This is a genomic window from Massilia sp. Bi118 (assembly GCF_918697865.1).
Lineage (GTDB): Bacteria > Pseudomonadota > Gammaproteobacteria > Burkholderiales > Burkholderiaceae_D > Telluria.
In genome coordinates this window covers 78,130-97,094 of sequence record NZ_CAKKMV010000009.1, presented here as the reverse complement: position 1 = coordinate 97,094, position 18,965 = coordinate 78,130, and the positions used below count along the sequence as shown (strand labels likewise).

Below are 18,965 nucleotides of genomic sequence, written 5' to 3'. Positions count from 1 at the left end.
ATGCATTACGTTATTATTAATTTCGAGGGTACGCGGACGTATTTGCGCGTTCCAATGAAAAATCCGGAATCGAGTATAACTACAGGGAATGTTTTGCTAGGGAAAATCTAGCGGAAACTATCATTTCGCTAGGGTAGCGCGTGCTCTTTCTGCAACATCGAGGTCGAGATAACGCCATTGCGTGAATTCCACGGGATGGCGTTTGTAGTTTTTCAGCCACGGTTGACGAATATCAGCCGACAAAACATGGGTCAGCGGCACCCACGGGTTATAGGCGTGGATCAGCTGGTTCATCTCGAAATACAGCTTCTGGCGCTCCGGGCCGTCCTGCAACGCATGCGCTTTTTCGTAGCGTTCGTTATAGGCCGGCAGGTTGAAGCGGGAGTAATTGGCGCGGCCCGCGTTGGGCCCGTAGAGCAGCTGGTAGAAGTTGTCGCCATCGGGGAAGTCGGCCACCCAATTACTCTCGAACATTTGCACCTTGCCCAGGCGCGAGGCCTTGATGATCTCCGGCTTCTTGTCCGACTTGAACACCACGCGCAGGCCGATCGCGTTCAGGCATTTTCTCCACAGCTCGTCGCGCAGGCGGCCGCCGACGGTGGCTTCGCTGCTCATCACCAGGGTCAGCGCCTCGCCGTTCGGCTGGCGGCGAAAACCGTCGGCATCGCGCTTGCCGTAGCCGTAGCGGTCGAGCAGCGCGTTCGCCAGCGCCGGATCGTAGGGCACGGGGCTGTGGTAGTTCGGGTCGTAGCCGAGCACGCCGGATGGCAGCGGCGAATCGGCCTTCATGGCAAAGCCCTTCTTCAGCAGGGCAATATCCTCGGCATTGTTATAACTCAGGGAGATGGCCCGGCGCAGCGCCACCTTTTCCTTGCCATAGCCGCCGACCACCGGGTCCTGCATGTTCATCCACATGTAGTAGGTCTGCAGCACCGGGAAGCGGTACAGCTGCATGCCGCGCGCCGACAGCTCGGGCTTCAGCTTGCCGTCCCGGATGACCATGTCCGTCATCGATTCCGGCACCTGCTCCATGTAATCGTATTCGCCGTTCAGGAAACCCAGCATGCGGCCCTGGAATTCCTCGGCAATCTTGACCTCGACGCGGTCCACGCGCGGCAGGCGCTGGCCCTCGAGACTGGCGGCCAGCGCCTTGTCCCCGGCATCGTTGCCGGCGCCCAGGCTGGTGTGGAAGACGGCGCTGGAATCCGGATTTTTCAGCAGCACGATGCGGTCGCTGTGCTTCCAGTCGCCGATCATGAAGGGGCCGGTGCCGACCGGATGGTTGCCGGCCTGGCCCGGATAGGCATCCATCACCTCACGCGCGACCACGGATGCGGCCGGCATCGCCATGTAGAACAAAAAGTTATTGTCCGGCTCCTTTAAACGGATGCGCAGGGTGTAACGGTCGACCGCCTGCAGGCCGGGGATCTCGGTGGCATAGCTGAAATTCTTCTTCAGCGCCTCGTCGCCTTGCAATTTGCCGTCGAAGATATAACCGAAGGGCGAGTGCAGGCTGGGGTCGTACAGGCGCTTGAAGCTGTAGACGTAATCCTGGGCAGTGACTTCGCGCTTTTTGTCCTTGAAGGCGGGATCCGGCGTGAAATGGATGCCGGGACGGAGGCGGAAGGTGTAAGTGCGGCCGCCATCCTCCACGGTCGGCAGGCCGGTCGCCGTGTTGCCCTGCAGTTTCACGGGCCGCGCCAGGTAGTCGTAGCGCAGCAAGGGATCGAACAGGTTTTCCAGCAAGGACAGCGTGGCCAGGTCCGAACCGACCGCCGGGTCGAGGCCGGCTTCGCTGGTCGACAGGAACATGTGCAGGACCTTGGCTTCCCCGGCTTGAGCGGACTGGACAGGCAGGTGCAGCAGGGAATAAGCCAGCGCGGCGGCGGCGAGGGTGCGGAATTTCATCCTTCTATCATAGGCCGAGCGCTTAGCGGCAAGCAATACATAACTTTTTCACATAGCCTCGGCGCATTCTTTCATCATGGCAGCTTGCGCTGCGCCTATACTCTCCGCTGCACAATCGAGCGCACGCTCGCGCTTGGTGGAACAAACGACATCACATGGCTCTGAATTACATCTGGATCGGCTTTTTCCTGGTTGGCTTCGTCGCGGCGCTGGCCCAGTGGATCTTCCTTGGAGATACCGAAATCTTCAAGCGCATCATCGACGGCACCTTCGATTCCGCCAAGATGGGCGTGATGGACATCGCCCTGCCGCTGGCCGGCGTGATGACGCTGTGGCTGGGCATCATGAACATCGGCGAAAAAGCCGGCGCGGTCGGCTGGCTGGCGAAAGTCATCTCGCCATTCTTCTCGCGCATCTTCCCGGAAGTCCCGAAGGATCACCCGGCCACCGGCCACATGGTGATGAATTTTTCCGCCAACCTGCTGGGCCTGGACAATGCCGCTACCCCCTTCGGCCTGAAGGCGATGGAAAGCCTGCAGACCCTGAACCCGCAAAAGGACACGGCCAGCAACGCCCAGATCATGTTCCTGGTGCTGCACACCTCGGGCCTGACCCTGATTCCGCTGGCCATCATGGCCCAGCGCGCCATCCTCGGCGCCAAGGATCCCTCGGACATTTTCATTCCCTGCATGATCGCGACCTATGTCGCCACCGTCACCGGCATCATCGCCGTCAGCATCCGCCAGCGCATCAACCTGCTCAACGGCGTCGTGCTGAGCTGGCTGGGCGGGATGACGGCCGCGATCGTCACCTTCATCTGGTACATCACGACTTTCCTCAGCAAGCCGGAAATCGAGACCTTTTCCAAGGTCGCCAGCAACCTGATCCTGTTCTCCATCATCGTCGTGTTCATCGTCGGCGCGCTGCGCAAGGGCGTCAACGTCTATGAGGCCTTCATCGAGGGCGCGAAGGGCGGCATCCAGACCTCGCTGACCATCATTCCCTACCTGGTCGGCATGCTGGTGGCGATTTCCGTGATCCGCAATTCCGGCGTGCTGGGCTTTATCGTGCAAGGCCTGGAATGGCTGATCCGCATGGCGGGCATCGACACCGCGTTCACGCCCGCCCTGCCGACCGCGCTGATGAAGCCGCTATCCGGCAGCGGCTCGAAGGCGATGATGATCGACGCCATGAAGACCTATGGCGTGGATTCCTTCGTCGGACGCCTGGCCTGCGTGTTCCAGGGCTCGGCCGACACCACCTTCTACATCGTCGCCCTGTACTTCGGTTCGGTCGGCGTGAAAAAGACCCGTTACGCCATCTCCTGCGGCCTGATCGCGGACCTGGCCGGCATCATCGCCGCCATCTCGGTGGCCTACGTGTTCTTCGGATAATTTTTACTAAAGGACCAGCATGTTCCGCCTCCGCTCGCTCGCCCTCGCCGCCGCCGTCGCCGCTTCCTTCGCCGCTTCCCCGCTTGCCCACGCCCAGCTGCCGGAACCGGTCGCGCAAGCGCTGCGCACGACCGGCATTGCGGAAGACGCGGTCAGCGTGCTGGTGCTGCGCGACGAGCAGACCGTGCTGTCCCACCTGGCCGACCGCCCCATGCAGCCGGCCTCGACCATGAAGCTGGTGAGCACCCTGGTCGGCCTGGAAACCCTGGGCCCCGTGTTTCGCGGCCGCACCGAGCTGCGCACCACCGGCGAGCTGCAGGGCGACACCCTGAAGGGCGACCTGGTGCTGCGCGGCGGCGCCGACGTCGACCTGTCCGGCGAGGCGCTGGAAAACATGCTGCGCAGCCTGCGCTACCAGGGCATCCGCAAGATCCAGGGCCACCTGGTGATCGACCGCCAGCTCTTCAATCCGGCGCGCGCCGACCTGGGCGCGCCGCCCTTCGACGAGTCGCCCGAGGCCTACTACAACGTCATCCCCGATGCGGCGATGATCAACAAGAACATGCTGCAGCTGGACCTGCGCTCGACCGGCTCGCAGCTGAAGGTGCAGATGCAGCCCGCGCTGCAGGGCGTGACCATCGCGCACGACATGAAACTGATCGACGCCAACTGCGAAAACTGGGAAAGCGGCTGGAAGCTGCCGGAAGCACTGCCGCAGAAGAACGGCGGCATCAAGGTCATGCTGCACGGGACCTTCCCGAAAAACTGCAACCAGAGCTATTCGATCAACGTGGTCGACCGCCAGGAATACGTGGACCGCCTGTTCCGCGCGACCTGGAAACGCCTGGGCGGAACCATTTCCGACACCACCATCGAAGGCGCTACGCCGCCGGGATCGCGCCAGCTGGCCGCGCACCTCTCGCGCATGCTGCCGGAAATCGTCCGCGACACCAATAAACCCTCCGACAACCTGCTGGCGCGCCTGGTCTTCCTCAGCCTGGGTTCGCTCGAAGCCGACCCGGCGCTGGGCAGCCGCCCGCAGCCGGGCAGCGCCGAGCTGACTTTCTCGCGCAGCGATGCCGCCGTGCGCAACTGGATGCGCGCCCACGGCATCGACGATACCGGCCTGGTGCTGGAAAACGGCTCCGGCCTGTCGCGTACCGAACGCATCACCCCGGCGCAGATGGGCGGCCTGCTGCTGGCCGGCCTGCGCAGTCCCTGGGCGCCGGAATTCCAGTCCAGCATGCCGATCGTCGCCGTCGACGGCACCATGCGGCGCCGCCTGCACGGCAGCCCGGCGGCCGGCCGCGCGCGCATGAAGACCGGCACCCTCAGCAACGTGGTCGCCCTGGCCGGCTATGTGCCGGACGCCACCGGCAAGCCGCTGGTGGTGGTGGCCTTCGTCAACAGCAGCCTGGCGGGCGGCGGCCGCGGCCGCGCCGTGGTCGACAGCCTGGTCGACTGGGTGGCGCACCTCGGCGGCCCTGCCCTGCCGGTACTGGCCGTGCCGGGACAGGCGGCGCCGAACCAGGCCACGCCAGGACCGCAGCCGACCCCGCAAGGCGTGCTGGCGACCCCGCCGGCCCAGCCCGCGCAGCCGCTGCAGCCGGCCCAGCCCCAGCCTCTGCCACAGCAGGGCGCCCTGCAACCCCAAGCACAGCCGCTTCAGCCTGCACAGCCAGCCGAAGCGGGCCGATGAGCCGCCCGGAACACGCCGCCGGCAACGCGAGCAGCAGCGCCGCCGGCATCCGCATCCGCCGCTTCACGGCCCGCGAGTGGCCGGCCTACCGCGCCCTGCGCCTGCGCTCGCTGGCCGACGCACCCCAGGCCTTCGGCAGCAGTTACGCCGCCGAGGAAGCCTGGGCGCAGGAACTCTGGATGGCGCGCCTGACCGCCGCCGAGGTTTCCAGCCGCGACTGCCCGCTGGTGGCGGAATCCGCCGGCCCGGACGGCGCCCTGCTCGGCCTGCTCTGGGCCAAGTGCGACGCCAAGGACGCCGGCATCGTCAACCTGTTCCAGATGTGGGTCGCGCCGGAAGCGCGCGGCCGCGGCGTGGCTGCCGCCCTGGTGGACGAAGCGCTGGCCTGGGCGCGCTCCATCGGCGCCCGCCTCGTCCAGCTGGGCGTCGTAGTCGACAACCAGGCGGCGATCCAGCTCTACCTGCGCAAGGGTTTCGGCAATGTCGGCACGCCCGAGCCGATCCGTCCGGGCTCGCCACTGCTCGAGCAAACCATGCAGCTGCAGCTCAGGCAATAAGCCTTATTACGGCACCGAACTCGGCTTCGCCGCGCCGGGCGCACTACCCGGCTGCGCGGCAGTCGGCGTTGTGGCTGAACCGGTCGCCGTGCTGGCCTGCGCGTTCGTGCCCGGTTCCATCCAGGGCGTGCCGGCCAGGTTCGGTTTCGCCTCCACCAGCGAGACGTTGGCGCCGGTGCCCTCGCGGATCGCGCGCACCACGTCCATCATCGTCGACTCGGTGAATTTTTCCGGCGTGCCCAGGAAGACGCTGCCCAGGCGCCGCGGCCATTGCATGATGCCGCCTTCGGGCTTGGTGAAGACGGCGTACATGTCGAGGTGGTAGCCGTTTTTATACGGGAACAGGCAGGCGACCAGGTTCATGTCCTCGGTGCCGCGCACGCGTGGCGTGGCCTTGGCGGTCCAGGAAGCGCCGTCGCAGCTGGGGCCCTTGGCCACCGGCTCTCCCGGCGGCGCGCTGGTCGGGTCGGCGATCTTGAAATGGCCGGGCAGATCGGTCGCCTCGACCCCGGGCGGGGTCGCGACCACCGCATCCTTGACGTTGCGGTTGATGCCGTCGGTGGCCGCCCTGGCGACCGTCTGCGCGGGCACCTCGGTCTTGATATCGAATACGCGGTAGTACTCCACCGTCGTGCTGCGCGAGGCCAGCGGGTTGCTGCCGTCTGCGGTGCTGCATCCTGCCAGCATGGCTGCCGTCACGGCGGCCACCGCGCATGCCATATTCAATCTTCTCATCGCGCCTCCCTGTTATTGGATGTATCGAAGGCTACGATTTTCGCGCTCGCTCATGCAGAACGCATGAGTTGGCTCAAGCGTGCGCGGGAACCTTTAGGTATCAGAGTACGCGGCGGAAGGTCTGGCGCACCAGGTTGCGGTCGCCGCAATCGAAGTGCCACCACTCGGTATTGATGCCGACGAAGCCGGCCTGGAACATCGCTTCGCGCAGCAGATGGCGGTTCGCGACCTGCGCTTCGGTGAGGGCGCCGGTCTGCAAAAAGCCTTCTTCCAGCTTCGGGTGCGAGAGTTCGGTCATGTCGTCGAAGCCGGTGCCCATATCGAGCTCGCGGCCGTCTTCGTCGAGGATGGTGATGTCGAGCGCCATGCCGTAGGAGTGGATCGAGCCGCGCTCCGGATTCGCGAGGTACATCTGCAGGCCGGTGCCCTCCAGCGCGTCCCACAGCTGCTGCTGCACGCGCTGCGGGCGCAGGGCGTCCAGGATCAGGGCGGTGCAGCCGGGGCGCTTTGCATGCAACCAGGCCACTACCCGCTCCAGCGCGGCGGCGGCATCGACGTGCAGCCAGGCGCAGTCGTAGGGCGAATACAGGTCGCGGCCGATGAAGTTGTTCGGGGTGGCGTAACGCAGGTCGACGGCGATGCCGGCGATGGTGGAGAGGTGACGGAACTCGGGATCGCCGGCGATGTCTTCGCTGGCGACCATCAAGGGACCCGTAATACTCATGAACTTCCTTTATCTAACAATGCGCGCGCGGTCGCGCCGATGCAGTTGGCCAGCTCGCGCGCGCCATGCGACAGCGGCGCGTGGCTCGCCGTCAGCAGGTAGAGCTGGACCGGGATCGCCGGCGCCCACTGGCGGCATTGCACCTTGTCGCGCGCCGCGGATGCCGCCGTAAACGGATCGAGCACCGCGCTGCCGGCGCCCGCTTCGACCAGCGAGCGGGCGATCTGGTAGGTCTGCACCACGGTGTGGAACACGGGATGCACGTCCTGGGCTTCGCAGGCGGCGACCACCATCTCGCCGAGCGGATCGCGGTCGGCGAGGCCGATCAATTCTCCTTTGAGGCCGCTCGGCGTGATCGGTTCGCGGCATTCTTCCTCGGACCAGGTGCCCTTGGGCGCCATCACCATCAGGTTGCCCGCAGCGATCGGCTCGGCTTCGATGCCGGGATGGCGCGGGTCCTGCAGCGACAGCGCCAGGTCGGCCTCGCCCAGGCGCAGCGCGTTCACGATCTCGCTGGTGTGGAAGGTCGCCAGTTCGCACCGGGTCTGGGAAAAATCGCGGCGCCACATTGTCAGCGCGGCCGGCAGCACGCTGATGGCGATGGTCGGCGTCGAGATCAGGCGCACGGTCTCGCCGGCGCGGTTTTTCAGGCTGGCGGCAAGGCGGCGGATGCCCTGCAGGTCGCGGTTCAATTTCTCGGTCTCGGCGAACAGGCGGTGCGCTTCCGGCTTCGGATACAGCTTGCCGCGCACGCGTTCGAACAGCGGCATGCCCAGCTGCAGCTCGGCATGCTGCAGCACCTTGGTCACGGCCGGCTGCGAGATGTGGAGAACCTGGGCGGCACCGCTGATGGTGCCGACCTGCATGATGGCGTGGAAAACTTCGATATGGCGCAGGCGCATCGCTCTATTCCTTCAAGTAGAACGAGAAGGATACGTAAAAGTGGCGCTGCCGGAAAGCATCAATGCTGGTCTTTTACAGGCGGTGTTGCGGGAACGGCAGTCGGATCGACCACGGCTGGGGCCGCTACCGGAGCCGGAACCGGCTCCACCGGCGGCACGCCCGGCACGCCGATGACGGGCGGCGGCACCGGTACCGGCGGCAGCGGGCCGGCCGGGTTGGTCAGCGCTTCCAGCAGGGCCGCTGTCTCGACGTCCGGCATGCCGTCGATGTTGGCAGGACGGTATTTCATCTGGAAAGCCGACAGCACGGTGCGGGTCTGCTCGTCCAGGTTGCCGGACTGGACCAGGCCATAGCCCCAGGTGGCCAGCTTCTTCTGGTACCAGGCCACGTCCGGCAGCTGGGTCTGGAAGATCGGCGTCACGAGGGCGACGCGGGCGGCGTCCGGCCACACGACCAGGCCGGCGTCGGCGAACTGCTTCCACGGGAACATCGGACCCGGGTCCTGCTTGCGCAGCGGGGCGATGTCGCTGTGGCCGAGCACGTTCTCCGGCGTGATGTGGTGGCGTGTGACGATGTCGCGCACCAGCGGAATGATGGCGTCGATCTGCGATTGCGGGAAAGGCGCGTAGACGCGGCCGTTCGGGGTGTCCTTCCAGCCCGAGTTGACGATCTCGATGCCGATCGAACTGTTGTTCAGCTGGGTATAGTTCTTCCAGCTCGAATTGCCGGCATGCCAGGCGGCATTCTTCTCGTCGACCAGGTTGTAGATGACCGGCTTGGGATCGTCGGTGACCATGTAGTGGGCGCTCACCTGCGCCTCGGTCAGGGTCTTCAGCGAAGACGCGCGGTCGCCGACGGTGTAATGCAGCACCAGGAAGCGGGCGCGCGAGCTCTGGCCCTTGGCCGTATAGGTCTTGTCGTATTGCGGGCCGGTGGCGCAGCCTGCCAGCAGGGCGATCAGGAGGGTGGCGGCAAGGGTCTTCATGGGTGCTTGGGTCTCGTCGAGTGTTTGGTATTGATGATTATGCCGCAGGGGTGGAAGGCAGCTCGACCGCCATGCGCGCCGCCGCGTAATGGGCGCCGCCCGAGGTCTGGCTGAATTCCAGTCCGGCCGGCAGCAGGTCGCGCATCGCCGCGACGATGGACGGGTGCAACTCGGCGGCGCGGCCCGACACCGCCACCGGCCGCGGCCCGAAGCGGCTGATCAATGCCCGCGCCAGGCGCGCCAGTTCGCGGCCGGCATTGCGCAGGATGGCGCCGGCGGCCGGGTCCTGGTCGGCGGTGGCGGCCACGGCCAGCGCCAGCTTGCCGACGGCGCCGCGTTCCTGGCCGTAGATGAACTGGCGCGAGTATGCCCAGTCATCGCCGCCGACGTAGTCGAATACGGCCTGCGCCATCTTCGAGGCGCGCCAGGCGCCGGGACGCTCGTCCTCGAGGCGCCAGATGTGGCGCAGCGCCTCTTTCGCGATCCAGAAGCCGCCGCCGCCATCGTCCAGCACCACGCCGCGGCCGCCGGCACGGTGGAAGGTACCGTCGCGGTCGATGAAGGCGCCGATCGAGCCGGTGCCGGCGTAGACCAGGTAGCCCTCACCCGGCGCGAAGCTGGCGCGGTAGGCGATTTCCATATCGCTGCAGAAGTGGATATCGGCCGCCTCCATGTGCAGCAGCTCGGCCAGCCAGCGCTGCAGCTGTTCGCTGTCGCCGCCGAAGCCGGTCAGGCCGGCCTGCACACGCGCCGGCACGCCGTGCGGCAGCACGGTCGCGGCCAGCTCGGCAAAGGTGGCGTGCACGGTTTCGCGGCCGTGCGGCGTGCCCATCTGCAGAGCGGACAAGCCCGCCACCTTGCCCTCGGCGAGGATGCCGCCGCCGGGCGCAGCCAGCGCCCAGCGGGTCTGGGTGCCGCCGGCGTCGATGCCGAGACCGAGCGCAGGGGTGGAGGGAGATTCGGGTTGGATCATGGTCGAAGCGAAGTGTACGCCTCTAGGGTGCGCGCACGCGAATGAAAGGGGGGCGTATGCGCATGACTAAAGGTTATGACGCCCCGCCGTCGTTCCCACGAAGGCGGGAACCCATACTGAACAACAGAATTCAGTACATCGGAAATACTGCAGTGTCATCGACATACCGACTTCGGGCACTCAGCATGGATTCCCGCTTTCGCGGGAAGTCAGGTCGGGCAATGCCCGGCATGACGGATCGAAAGCTAACGGTCAGGACTTCTTCCAGGCCTTCACCCGCGCACTCTCGTTACCCAGCCGGTCAATCCCACTCACCACCACCAGGTCCGCCGCCCCCAGGGTCGCATCGTCGGCCACCAGCCACTCGCTCACCCCCGCCGGCACCACCGTAAACTTCCACTGCCCGCCAAAGCGCGACCACACCGCATACAAGGTGTTCGCCCGGCCCGCCGCCAGCTTCAGGCGCACGGCATTGCCCTTGCGCGTGGCCGCCACCGAAGGCGCTTCCGGCACCGCCTTGCCCAGCCAGGGCGTCGAAGGCACCAGCGCCGGGGTCGCGTAGGAGATGGTCTTCAGTTGGTCGGCGATGCCCTTGCGGTTCTCCATCAGCGCGACCATGCTGAAGTGGACGTGGCCGCCCGCCGTCGGACGCGAGCGCGTAACGGCGATCTGGTCGATGATCTCCTGCGGCGGGCAATCCTTGGCCGGCGGCGCGATGCCGATGCGGCTGGTGTACAGGCCCGGCCAGATGTGGCGGCCCATGGTGTTCTGGCCGATCCAGTAGTCGAGCAGCTGGTCATAGGCCTGGCCCGGCTGCTTGAGCGACCAGTAGAGCTGGGGCGTGAAGTAGTCGAGCCAGCCGTTCTGCAGCCAGGTCTCGGCGTCCGCGTACAGCTTGTCGTACTGCGAGAAACCGGTGATGCCGGGCGGGCGGCGGTCCGGGCGGCCCAGGCCGAAGGGGCTGATGCCGAAGCGCACCCAGCTCTTCTCCTTGTGGATGCCCTCGTACATGGCCTGGATCAGGTGGTTCACGTTCTGGCGGCGCCAGGATGCGCGGTCCAGCTTGCCCCCCTGGGCCAGGTAGCGCTTCCAGGAAGGCTCGTCCGGGAAGTCGAGTTCCGTCTTGCCGGCCTTGCCGGTCAGCGCGGTCTCGTTGCCGGCCGTCGCATTGGGCGCCTCGATCGGGTAGGGATAAAAATAATCGTCGATGTGCACGCCGTCGATGTCATAGCGGCGCACCACGTCCATCACCACGTCCAGGGTCTGCTTGACGGCGGATTCCTCGCCCGGGTCCATCCATTCGAACTTGCCGTAGGTTTTGACGGCGGCCGGGTTGGTGCGGGTAATGTGATTCGGCGCCGCCGGCGACCTGGCGATGTTGTGGCGTGCGCGATAAGGATTGAACCAGGCATGCAGCTCGAGCCCGCGTGCGTGCGCCTGCGTGACCCAGAATTTCAGCGGGTCGTACCAGGGCTGCGGCGGCTTGCCCTGGGCGCCGGTCAGGTACTCCGACCACGGTTCGATCTTTGATGCGTAGATGGCGTCGGCCGAGGGGCGTACCTGCAGCACGATGGCGTTCAGGTTCATCGCCTTGGCGCGGTCGAGGATGGCGATCGCTTCCGCCTGCTGCTGGGCGGCGTTCAGGTTCTGCTTGCTGGGCCAGTCGATGTTGGCGACGGTCGAGACCCAGACGGCGCGGAATTCGCGCGGCGCGGGCGGCGGCGTCTCGCCATCGCCGGCGCCGGCCGTGGCGATCTTGCCCGCGCCCGGGGTCGTGGTACAGGCCGAGAACAGCCCGCTCAGCGCCAGCGCGCCGGCGACTCCCGCAAGCGCGAACGCGCGTCGTTGTTGATTAGCTTGCACCTTTACTCCTCTTTTCTTAGACTTTGACGAACCACTTCTTGCGCCACATGGCCCAGGCCACCGCGAACATCAGGGCATTGAACAGCACTGCGTGCAGCAGCGAGGTGTTCACGGGCCCGATCGGCAGCGCGGCAATCGGCGCATACAGGGTCTTGCCCAGCGAACGCAGGCTGCCGTCCGGCTGGGTGAATTTGATAAAGCCGAACATCTTGGCCAGGAAACCCGACAGCGCGAAGATGAACAGCGCATTCATGCCATAGATGATGAAGGGCTTGCTCCAGCGCGCAGCAAGCTCGCGCACGCCGGCGTAGGGGTTCACGTCCAGCAGCCAGTAGAAGGCGGAAAACACGACCAAGGCCCAGCCCGTCATCAGGAAGCAATAGGACGGGGTCCACAGGCTCTTGTTAATTGGCATCAAGATGGTATCCAGGATCACGCCGATCCAGACGCACAACAGGCCGGCCAGCAGCATCCAGACGGTCTGCTCGGTACGGTTGATGTTCGTCGCCAGCCAGCGCCCGGCCAGCACGCCGAACAGCTGGCTGCACAGGGCCGGCAGGGTCGACACCAGCCCTTCCGGATCCCAGGTTTTACTCTGCACCCACAGGTGCTTGCCCAGCAGGGAACGGTCGATCCAGGCGCCGAAGTCCTGTCCCGGGGCCAAGACCCCGGCGCCGATGCCGGGCACCGGCACCAGCAGCATCAGCACGCTGTACAGGGTCAGCAGCGCGGCGATGATGGCCAGCTGCATGCGCCAGCCGCAGTAGACGACGATGGGCGCGGCCAGCAGCGTGCACAGCGCGATCCGCTGCAGCACCCCGGGAATGCGCACCTTCTCGACATTGAAATATGGCATGAAGTTGAGCAGGAAGCCGATCAGGAAGATCAGCGCGGCGCGCTTGGCCAGCTTGGCCAGCAGCTTGGGCTTGTCGGCACCTAGAGCAGCCAGGCGACCCAGCGACAGCGCCATCGCGACGCCGCCGATGAAGAGGAAGAAGGGGAAGATGCAGTCGGTGAAGGTCCAGCCATTCCACTTCGCGTGTTCGAGCTGGGAGTAGAGCTTGCCCCAGTCGCCCGGGTTATTCACCAGCACCATCGCGGCGATCGTGAAGCCGCGGAAGGCGTCGAGCGAAGCCAGGCGGCTGCTTGTGTCGCGCATCTTGGTGTGTCTCCCTTTTGTTATTGTTGTTTACACCCGCGGCCGTGAAACCGTCATTCCCGCGCAGGCGGGAATCCAAGTTGCACGCGCAGTCGAAACGCAAGCAAAACTTGGATCCCCGCCTGCGCGGGGACGACGTTTTACGGCCGCAGGCCTTACTTCTTCCCGAATTCCGGATCAATCCTCACCAACCCCGCCATCACAAACGCCGGAATCGTCGCCACGCACACCCACACAAAGAAATGCTGGTAGCCCAGCATCTCCTGCAGCTTCCCGCTCCACATGCCCGGCACCATCATCCCCAGCGCCATCAGGCCGGTGCAGATCGCGTAGTGCGCGGTTTTATACGGGCCCTCGCAGACCATGATCATGTACATCAGCATGGCGGTGAAGCCGAAGCCGTAGCCGAACTGCTCGATCGCCAGGAAGCCGGAAATGACGCCGAAGTTCTGCGGCTGGGTCGAGGACAAATAGACGAACACCAGGTCCGGCAGGTGCACCGCGGCCACCATCAGCCATAGGCAGCGCTTCAAGCCCCAGCGCGAGATCAGCCAGCCGCCGGCCAGGCCGCCGATGGTGAGCGCGATGATGCCGATGGTGCCGTAGGCGGTGCCGTATTGCGCGGTCGTCAGGCCCAGGCCCCCCTTCTCGACCGGGTCTTTGAGGAAGGGGGCGACCAGTTTCAGCAGCTGCGATTCGCCGAGGCGGAAGGTCAGGATAAAACCAAGGATCAGCCAGATGTCGCGCTTGCCGAAGAAGCTGCCGAAGGTGGCCAGGAAGGCGCGCAGCGGGTTGGTCCCTTCCGCCGCCGGGCGGTCGGCCTCGGGCCGCGGCAGCACCGCCTGGTGCCAGGCGAACAGCGCGAAAAACAGGCCGGCGAGGACGAAGAACACGATGGCCCAGGCCTGGTGCACGTCGTTCAGGGACACCGCCAGTGTGCCGGCCAGGATCACCAGCGGCCCCTGCCCCGCCAATGTCGCCAGCCGATAGAAGGTCGAGCGCACGCCCACGTAAGCCGCCTGCTGCTGCGGGCGCATGCCCAGCATGTAAAAGCCGTCGGCCGAGATGTCGTGGGTGGCGGACGCGAAGGCCATGATCCACATGACGGCCAGGCTGACGGTGAAGAAGGTAGGCAAATGCAGTGTCGCCCCGACGGCGCCCAGGCCGGCGGCCAGCAGCAGCTGCAGCGAGACCGTCCAGCCGCGCTTGGAGCCGAACATGTCGACCAGCGGCGACCAGAGCGGCTTGATCACCCAGGGCAGGTAGAGCAGGCTGGTGTAGAAGGCGATGTCGGTGTTGGAGATCCCCATGTCCTTGTACATGACGACCGACAGGTTGTTGGCGACGATGTAGGGGATCGCCTGGCCGAAGTACAGGGAGGGCACCCACAGCCACGGGTTCTTTGCTTGCGATGTCTGCATAACTCTTTCGTGATCCCAGGCCAGGCGCGGCGCATGCGCCGCTGGGGTTCAGCGGAACCGCGTCAGCTGGCGAGAGCTTCGCGCACGCTGCCGTTGGCGCTGTCCAGCAAGGCGCGCGCCTGTTCGACCTGGATTTTCTTGGACAAGGCCACGATCGCAACCTTGACGTGGAAGCCGCACTGCTCCAGCACCTGGCGCGCCGATTCGTCGTCGGCGCCCGTCGCGAAGGTGGTCAGGCGAATCGCCCGGCGCACCAGCTTGGCGTTGGTTGCCTTCAAGTCTACCATCAGGTTGCCATAAACCTTGTTCAAACGCACCATCAGGGCGCTCGAGAAGGCGTTCAGCGCGATCTTCTGCGAGGTGCCGGCCTTCAGGCGGGTGCTGCCCGAAATCGCTTCCGGGCCGGTGTCCAGGGTGACGCCGATTTCGGCCTCGGTGGCGACCGGCGCATCCGGATTATTGGCGAAGCCGACGGTCAGGGCGCCGGCGGCGCGCGCCGCGCGCAGGGCGCCCAGCACATAAGGCGTGCCGCCCGATGCCGCGATACACAGCACCACGTCGTCCTTGCTCACGTTCACGCTCTGCAGGTCGGCCGCGCCCTGGGCTATGTCGTCCTCGGCGCCTTCGACGGCGACGAACATGGCGTCGGTGCCGCCGGCCAGCAGCGCCACCGCGCGGCCGTGCGGCCAGGAGAAGGTGGGATACAGTTCGACGCTGTCCAGCACGCCCAGGCGGCCGGAGGTACCGGCGCCGACGTAGATCAGGCGTCCACCCGCTTCCATGCGCGGCAAGGCGGCCGTCACGGCAGCGGCGATGCGCGGCGCGGCGGCGCGTACCGCCTCCACGGCCTTGAACTGGTCATCGACCAGCACATTCACCAGCTCGGTGGTGGGATATTGATCCAGGGAAGCGTGTTGCGAGGCGGGGGTTTCGGTGTTCAGCATAATAAAACCAGTGTAATACCAATCACAACAGCCTGCCATGAAAGGATCGGCCGTTATCATTACGAAAAGTTATGCACAGCTTCGGCCTATTCATTGGCATGGCGCACGCCGACTCCGTATGCTGGTCATGATAAAGACAATGAGAAGGGGACGCGATGAACCAGGGCAGGCGCACGCTGTTGGGAATGGCTTTATTGGGCATGATCGATCCGCTGAGGGCGGCCACACCCGCGTCCGGCCGTGCATCGTCTTCCGCCATGCCTGTCGCGCTGAAGGCGAAGCTCGACCAGGAACTGGCGGCCATCGTCGCGAATCCCGCCTGCGAACTGGCCAGCCTGTCGGTGCTGGCGATCCGCGACGGCCGCATTGCTTATGAAGCCCAGTTCGGCCAGCGTTTTATCGGCGCCGGCGGCGTCGCCAGTAAACCGGTCGATTCGCACACCCTGTTCCGCATCGCCTCGATCTCGAAGATGATGACCACCCTCGGCTTGATGCGTTTGGTCGAGGCGGGCAAGGTCGATCTCGATGCCGACGTCTCGACGTATCTCGGCTTCAGCCTGCGCAATCCGCATTTCCCGGACCAGCCCATCGTCCTGCGGCACCTGTTAACGCATACGTCGTCCCTGCGCGACGAAGCCGGCTATTCGTGGGGCACGGACGTCGCCTTGAAAGACGTGCTGGTCCCCGGCAGCCGCCTGCATGGCGAAGGCAAGATGTGGGCGGCGAACGCCGGCCCGGGCGCCTATTTCACGTACTGCAATCTCGGCTGGGGCGTGATCGGCACCATCATGGAACGTGTCACTAGCGAACGCTTCGACCGTCTGATGCGGCGCCTGCTGGTCGAGCCGCTGGGCCTGCACGCCGGCTACAACCCGTCCGAACTGCCGGCCAGCGACGTCGCCAACATCGCGACCTTGTACCGCAAGCGCACCGTCGACACCGAGGTGTGGGACGCGAACGGACCCTGGATCGCCCAGGCCGACGACTACTCTCGCTCCCCGCCGGCGCCGGCGCCCGGCATCGAGCGCTACGTGATCGGCGCGAACGCCACGCCGTTCAGCCCGACCGGCGGCATGCGCATCTCGGCCCACGACATGGGGGTCATCATGCAGATGCTGATGAACGGCGGCGTGCACGAAGGACAACGTATCTTGCAGAAGGCGACCCTGGACCGCATGTTCGCGCGCCAGTGGACCTACGATGGTAAAGGCGGCAACGGCGACAGTCTCGACGGCCTGTTCAATTGCTGGGGCCTGGGCAACGAGCAGTTCCCGGACGATCCCGCCACCCGCACCCGCCTGGTCGAGGGCGGCGGTTTTGCGGCGGTTGGCCACCTGGGCGACGCCTACGGTTTGATGTCCGTGTTTGCCGCGGATTTGAAGAACCGCAACGGCATGGTCGCGCTGGTGGGCGGCACGTCGACCGACCCGCTGGCCTACAAGGGCGCCTATTCCTCGCTGGCCCGTTTCCAGGAACAGATCCTCACGGCGATGCATCGCCGCGCCATCCTGGTGCGTGCATGACTGGCGGTTATGCCTGCCCGCGCTACATTCATTAGCGAAAGCAAGGGTCAGCCCCTAAGCTTTCACGTATTGTCGAATAAAAATAGTGTGCGCGGATGCAAGAAATAATCGTGATCGGCGGGGGTGTTGTCGGCCTGACCTCGGCCTGGTGGCTGCTCGAGGCGGGCCACAAGGTCACGCTGCTCGAACGTGCACCACAAGTGGGCACCGGCACCAGCTTCAGCAATGGCGGCCAGCTGAGCTACCGCTACGTCTCGCCGCTGGCCGACGTCGGCGTACCGCTGAAAGCCTTGCAATGGATGTTCCAGGAGTACGGCCCGCTGCGCTTCAAGCCCCAGGTCGACCTGCACCAATGGACCTGGCTGGCGTCCTTCCTGGCCAACTGCCGCGCCGACGCCAACCGCAAGACCACGAATAAACTGCTGCAGCTGGGCGAACTGTCGCGCCGCGCGATGGTCCAGCTCGAGCCGGTGGTGCCGCCGGCATCCTTCCAGTGGCGCGAATCCGGCAAGCTGGTGGTCTACCGTACCCGCAAGGCCTTCGAAGCGGCGACTTCCAAAATGGAATCTTCCGGCACGACCCAGGTCTGGAGCGCGGCCGACTGCGTGGCCCATGAGCCGGCGCTGGCCGCCGTCGAAGACAAGCTGGAAGGCGGCATCTACAACGGCGGCGAAGCCGTGGCCGACTGCTACGCCTTCTGCGTGAGCCTGGCCGAGCGCATTGCCGCGCATCCGCGCTTCAACGGCTTCCTGCATGCGGACGCCCAGAGCTTCGTCACGGCCGGCGACAAGATCACCGGCCTGCAGACCAGCACCGGCCTGGTCAAAGCCGACGCCTACGTGCTGGCGGCCGGCATGCAAAGCCGCGCGCTGGGCAAGAGCGCCGGCATCTCGCTGCCGATCTACCCACTGAAGGGCTACAGCCTGACGGCGCCGATCCGGCCGGAAGACGTGGCGCCGGAGATCAGCGTCACCGATTTCGAGCGCAAAGTGTTGTACGCACGCATCGGCGGCAATCTGCGCGTGGCAGCCATGGTCGACATGATGGGCGAAGACCTGAGCCTGGACGCGCGCCGCCTGGCCAGCCTGACGCGCCAGGTGCGCGAAACCATGCCCAACGCGGCCGACTACAACAACGTCATCCCCTGGGCCGGCCTGCGCCCCGCCACCCCGAACAGCGCCCCCATCGTCGGCCGCTCGCCCTATTCGAACCTGTGGCTGAACATCGGCCACGGCCCCCTCGGCTTCACCTTCGCCTGCGGCACCGCCACCGTGCTGGCCGACTTGGTGCAAGGCAAAGCCCACCCTTCACGCTCGAAGGCCTGAGCCTGCGCTGAGCCCTTAAATTCGGGATTAATTCGGGGTCAGAGCACTTTTCTCTGCTAATTCGGGGTCAGAGCCCTTTTTTGGGCAATTACTCTGCGGCATTCAACGTCGATGAAACTGGCCTGGGCACGTTGAATAACAGCGACAGTGCTGCGGATTTGTGCTTGGCAGTCACAAATCTTCCGATTACGCGCAAAACGGGAAATGTGCTCTGACCCCGAATTAGCGCCGAAAAGTGCTCTGACCCCGAATTTTTTTCGGGACGGTTGAATTTATTTTCGGCAAAAGATGGCCGAAGATGCGGCAACGGCGTCCAATATGCTGTCTTCTCGGAAATTCCGAACAGGCACACCCTTTCACCTGAGCCTCTGAAATGGCGGATAATTGCCGCCATGTCTACCCCACCGAAATCCGGCTGCCCCTGCGGCAGCACCTTGCCCGTCCTGCGCTGCTGCGGCCCGTATATTGCCGGCGCAGAGCTGCCGCCCACGGCCGAGAAGCTGATGCGTTCGCGCTACACGGCCTATGTGATAGGGGTCGAAGACTACCTGCGCGCCACCTGGCACCCGAGTACCCGCCCAAGCGATCCCATCATCGACAAAAATGAAAAGATTCAATGGCTCGGACTTGAGATAAAATCTGCTTTACGTTTACGTCAACGTAAAGCAGATCTGCCGGAACAGACAGACCAGGACACCGTCGAATTCGTCGCCCGCTTCAGGGTCAATGGCCGCGGCCAGCGCCTGCACGAGATCAGTCACTTCGTGCGCGAACCCGAAGCGCCCGGCGGTGTGCCGCGCTGGTTCTATGTGGACGGCAGCTTCCCCGAGCAAGGTACTAAATAGAATACGC

16 protein-coding genes are annotated in these 18,965 nt (G+C 65.2%); 6 read left to right on the top strand and 10 right to left on the bottom strand.

Annotated elements, in window-relative coordinates; genetic code table 11:
- Positions 1-120: 120 nt before the first annotated feature.
- Entirely contained in the window at positions 121-1,908 is a 1,788-nt protein-coding gene (locus tag LQV39_RS14860) for an ABC transporter substrate-binding protein (protein ID WP_374199435.1), read from the bottom strand.
- Between the two features lie 155 nt (positions 1,909-2,063).
- Here LQV39_RS14860 and LQV39_RS14855 point away from each other — a divergent pair, with 155 nt between their 5' ends.
- The 3 genes from LQV39_RS14855 to LQV39_RS14845 are packed head-to-tail and all read left to right on the top strand — an operon-like array spanning position 2,064 to position 5,558.
- A complete protein-coding gene (locus LQV39_RS14855) occupies positions 2,064-3,302 on the top strand; it encodes a nucleoside recognition domain-containing protein (RefSeq protein WP_230026907.1) in 1,239 nt (412 codons plus the stop codon).
- A gap of 19 nt (positions 3,303-3,321) precedes the next feature.
- On the top strand, positions 3,322-5,001 hold the full coding sequence (dacB, locus tag LQV39_RS14850; RefSeq protein ID WP_230026906.1) for a D-alanyl-D-alanine carboxypeptidase/D-alanyl-D-alanine-endopeptidase: 1,680 nt from the start codon (positions 3,322-3,324) through the stop codon (positions 4,999-5,001).
- Entirely contained in the window at positions 4,998-5,558 is a 561-nt protein-coding gene (locus LQV39_RS14845) for a GNAT family N-acetyltransferase (protein WP_230026905.1), read from the top strand. Before dacB ends, LQV39_RS14845 begins: the two co-directional genes overlap by 4 nt.
- A gap of 6 nt (positions 5,559-5,564) precedes the next feature.
- Here the strand turns inward: LQV39_RS14845 and LQV39_RS14840 are convergent, their stop codons facing one another.
- The 9 genes from LQV39_RS14840 to murQ all read right to left on the bottom strand — a co-directional run bounded on the left by LQV39_RS14840 (position 5,565) and on the right by murQ (position 15,265).
- Positions 5,565-6,293 (bottom strand): hypothetical protein, encoded by a 729-nt coding sequence (locus LQV39_RS14840; RefSeq protein WP_230026904.1) that lies wholly within the window; start codon positions 6,291-6,293, stop codon positions 5,565-5,567.
- A 100-nt stretch (positions 6,294-6,393) separates the two neighbouring features.
- Positions 6,394-7,017 (bottom strand): M15 family metallopeptidase, encoded by a 624-nt coding sequence (locus LQV39_RS14835; protein WP_230026903.1) that lies wholly within the window; start codon positions 7,015-7,017, stop codon positions 6,394-6,396.
- Complete coding sequence (locus LQV39_RS14830; protein ID WP_230026902.1) at positions 7,014-7,919, bottom strand: LysR family transcriptional regulator; 906 nt, start codon at positions 7,917-7,919, stop codon at positions 7,014-7,016. The genes LQV39_RS14835 and LQV39_RS14830 overlap by 4 nt, the downstream gene beginning before the upstream one ends.
- A gap of 59 nt (positions 7,920-7,978) precedes the next feature.
- Entirely contained in the window at positions 7,979-8,905 is a 927-nt protein-coding gene (locus LQV39_RS14825) for an N-acetylmuramoyl-L-alanine amidase (RefSeq protein WP_230026901.1), read from the bottom strand.
- Positions 8,906-8,942: 37 nt separating this feature from the next.
- The gene (locus LQV39_RS14820; RefSeq protein ID WP_230026900.1) at positions 8,943-9,878 is read right to left on the bottom strand and encodes an N-acetylglucosamine kinase; all 936 of its coding nucleotides are present in this window, start codon (positions 9,876-9,878) and stop codon (positions 8,943-8,945) included.
- Between the two features lie 252 nt (positions 9,879-10,130).
- Positions 10,131-11,741, bottom strand: a complete 1,611-nt coding sequence (locus LQV39_RS14815; RefSeq protein ID WP_230026899.1) for a glycoside hydrolase family 10 protein — start codon at positions 11,739-11,741, stop codon at positions 10,131-10,133.
- Between the two features lie 16 nt (positions 11,742-11,757).
- Positions 11,758-12,900: an acyltransferase family protein gene (locus LQV39_RS14810; protein WP_230026898.1), complete on the bottom strand. Its 1,143-nt coding sequence runs from the start codon at positions 12,898-12,900 to the stop codon at positions 11,758-11,760.
- Between the two features lie 155 nt (positions 12,901-13,055).
- Positions 13,056-14,321, bottom strand: a complete 1,266-nt coding sequence (locus tag LQV39_RS14805) for an MFS transporter (protein ID WP_230026897.1) — start codon at positions 14,319-14,321, stop codon at positions 13,056-13,058.
- A gap of 62 nt (positions 14,322-14,383) precedes the next feature.
- Positions 14,384-15,265 (bottom strand): N-acetylmuramic acid 6-phosphate etherase, encoded by an 882-nt coding sequence (gene murQ / locus LQV39_RS14800; RefSeq protein ID WP_230026896.1) that lies wholly within the window; start codon positions 15,263-15,265, stop codon positions 14,384-14,386.
- 155 nt (positions 15,266-15,420) lie between these two features.
- Here murQ and LQV39_RS14795 point away from each other — a divergent pair, with 155 nt between their 5' ends.
- The 3 genes from LQV39_RS14795 to LQV39_RS14785 all read left to right on the top strand — a co-directional run bounded on the left by LQV39_RS14795 (position 15,421) and on the right by LQV39_RS14785 (position 18,958).
- A complete protein-coding gene (locus LQV39_RS14795) occupies positions 15,421-16,788 on the top strand; it encodes a serine hydrolase (protein WP_230026895.1) in 1,368 nt (455 codons plus the stop codon).
- A 95-nt stretch (positions 16,789-16,883) separates the two neighbouring features.
- Complete coding sequence (locus LQV39_RS14790; protein WP_230026894.1) at positions 16,884-18,113, top strand: D-amino acid dehydrogenase; 1,230 nt, start codon at positions 16,884-16,886, stop codon at positions 18,111-18,113.
- A 392-nt stretch (positions 18,114-18,505) separates the two neighbouring features.
- A complete protein-coding gene (locus LQV39_RS14785; protein ID WP_230026893.1) occupies positions 18,506-18,958 on the top strand; it encodes a YchJ family protein in 453 nt (150 codons plus the stop codon).
- The last annotated feature ends 7 nt before the right edge of the window (positions 18,959-18,965 follow it).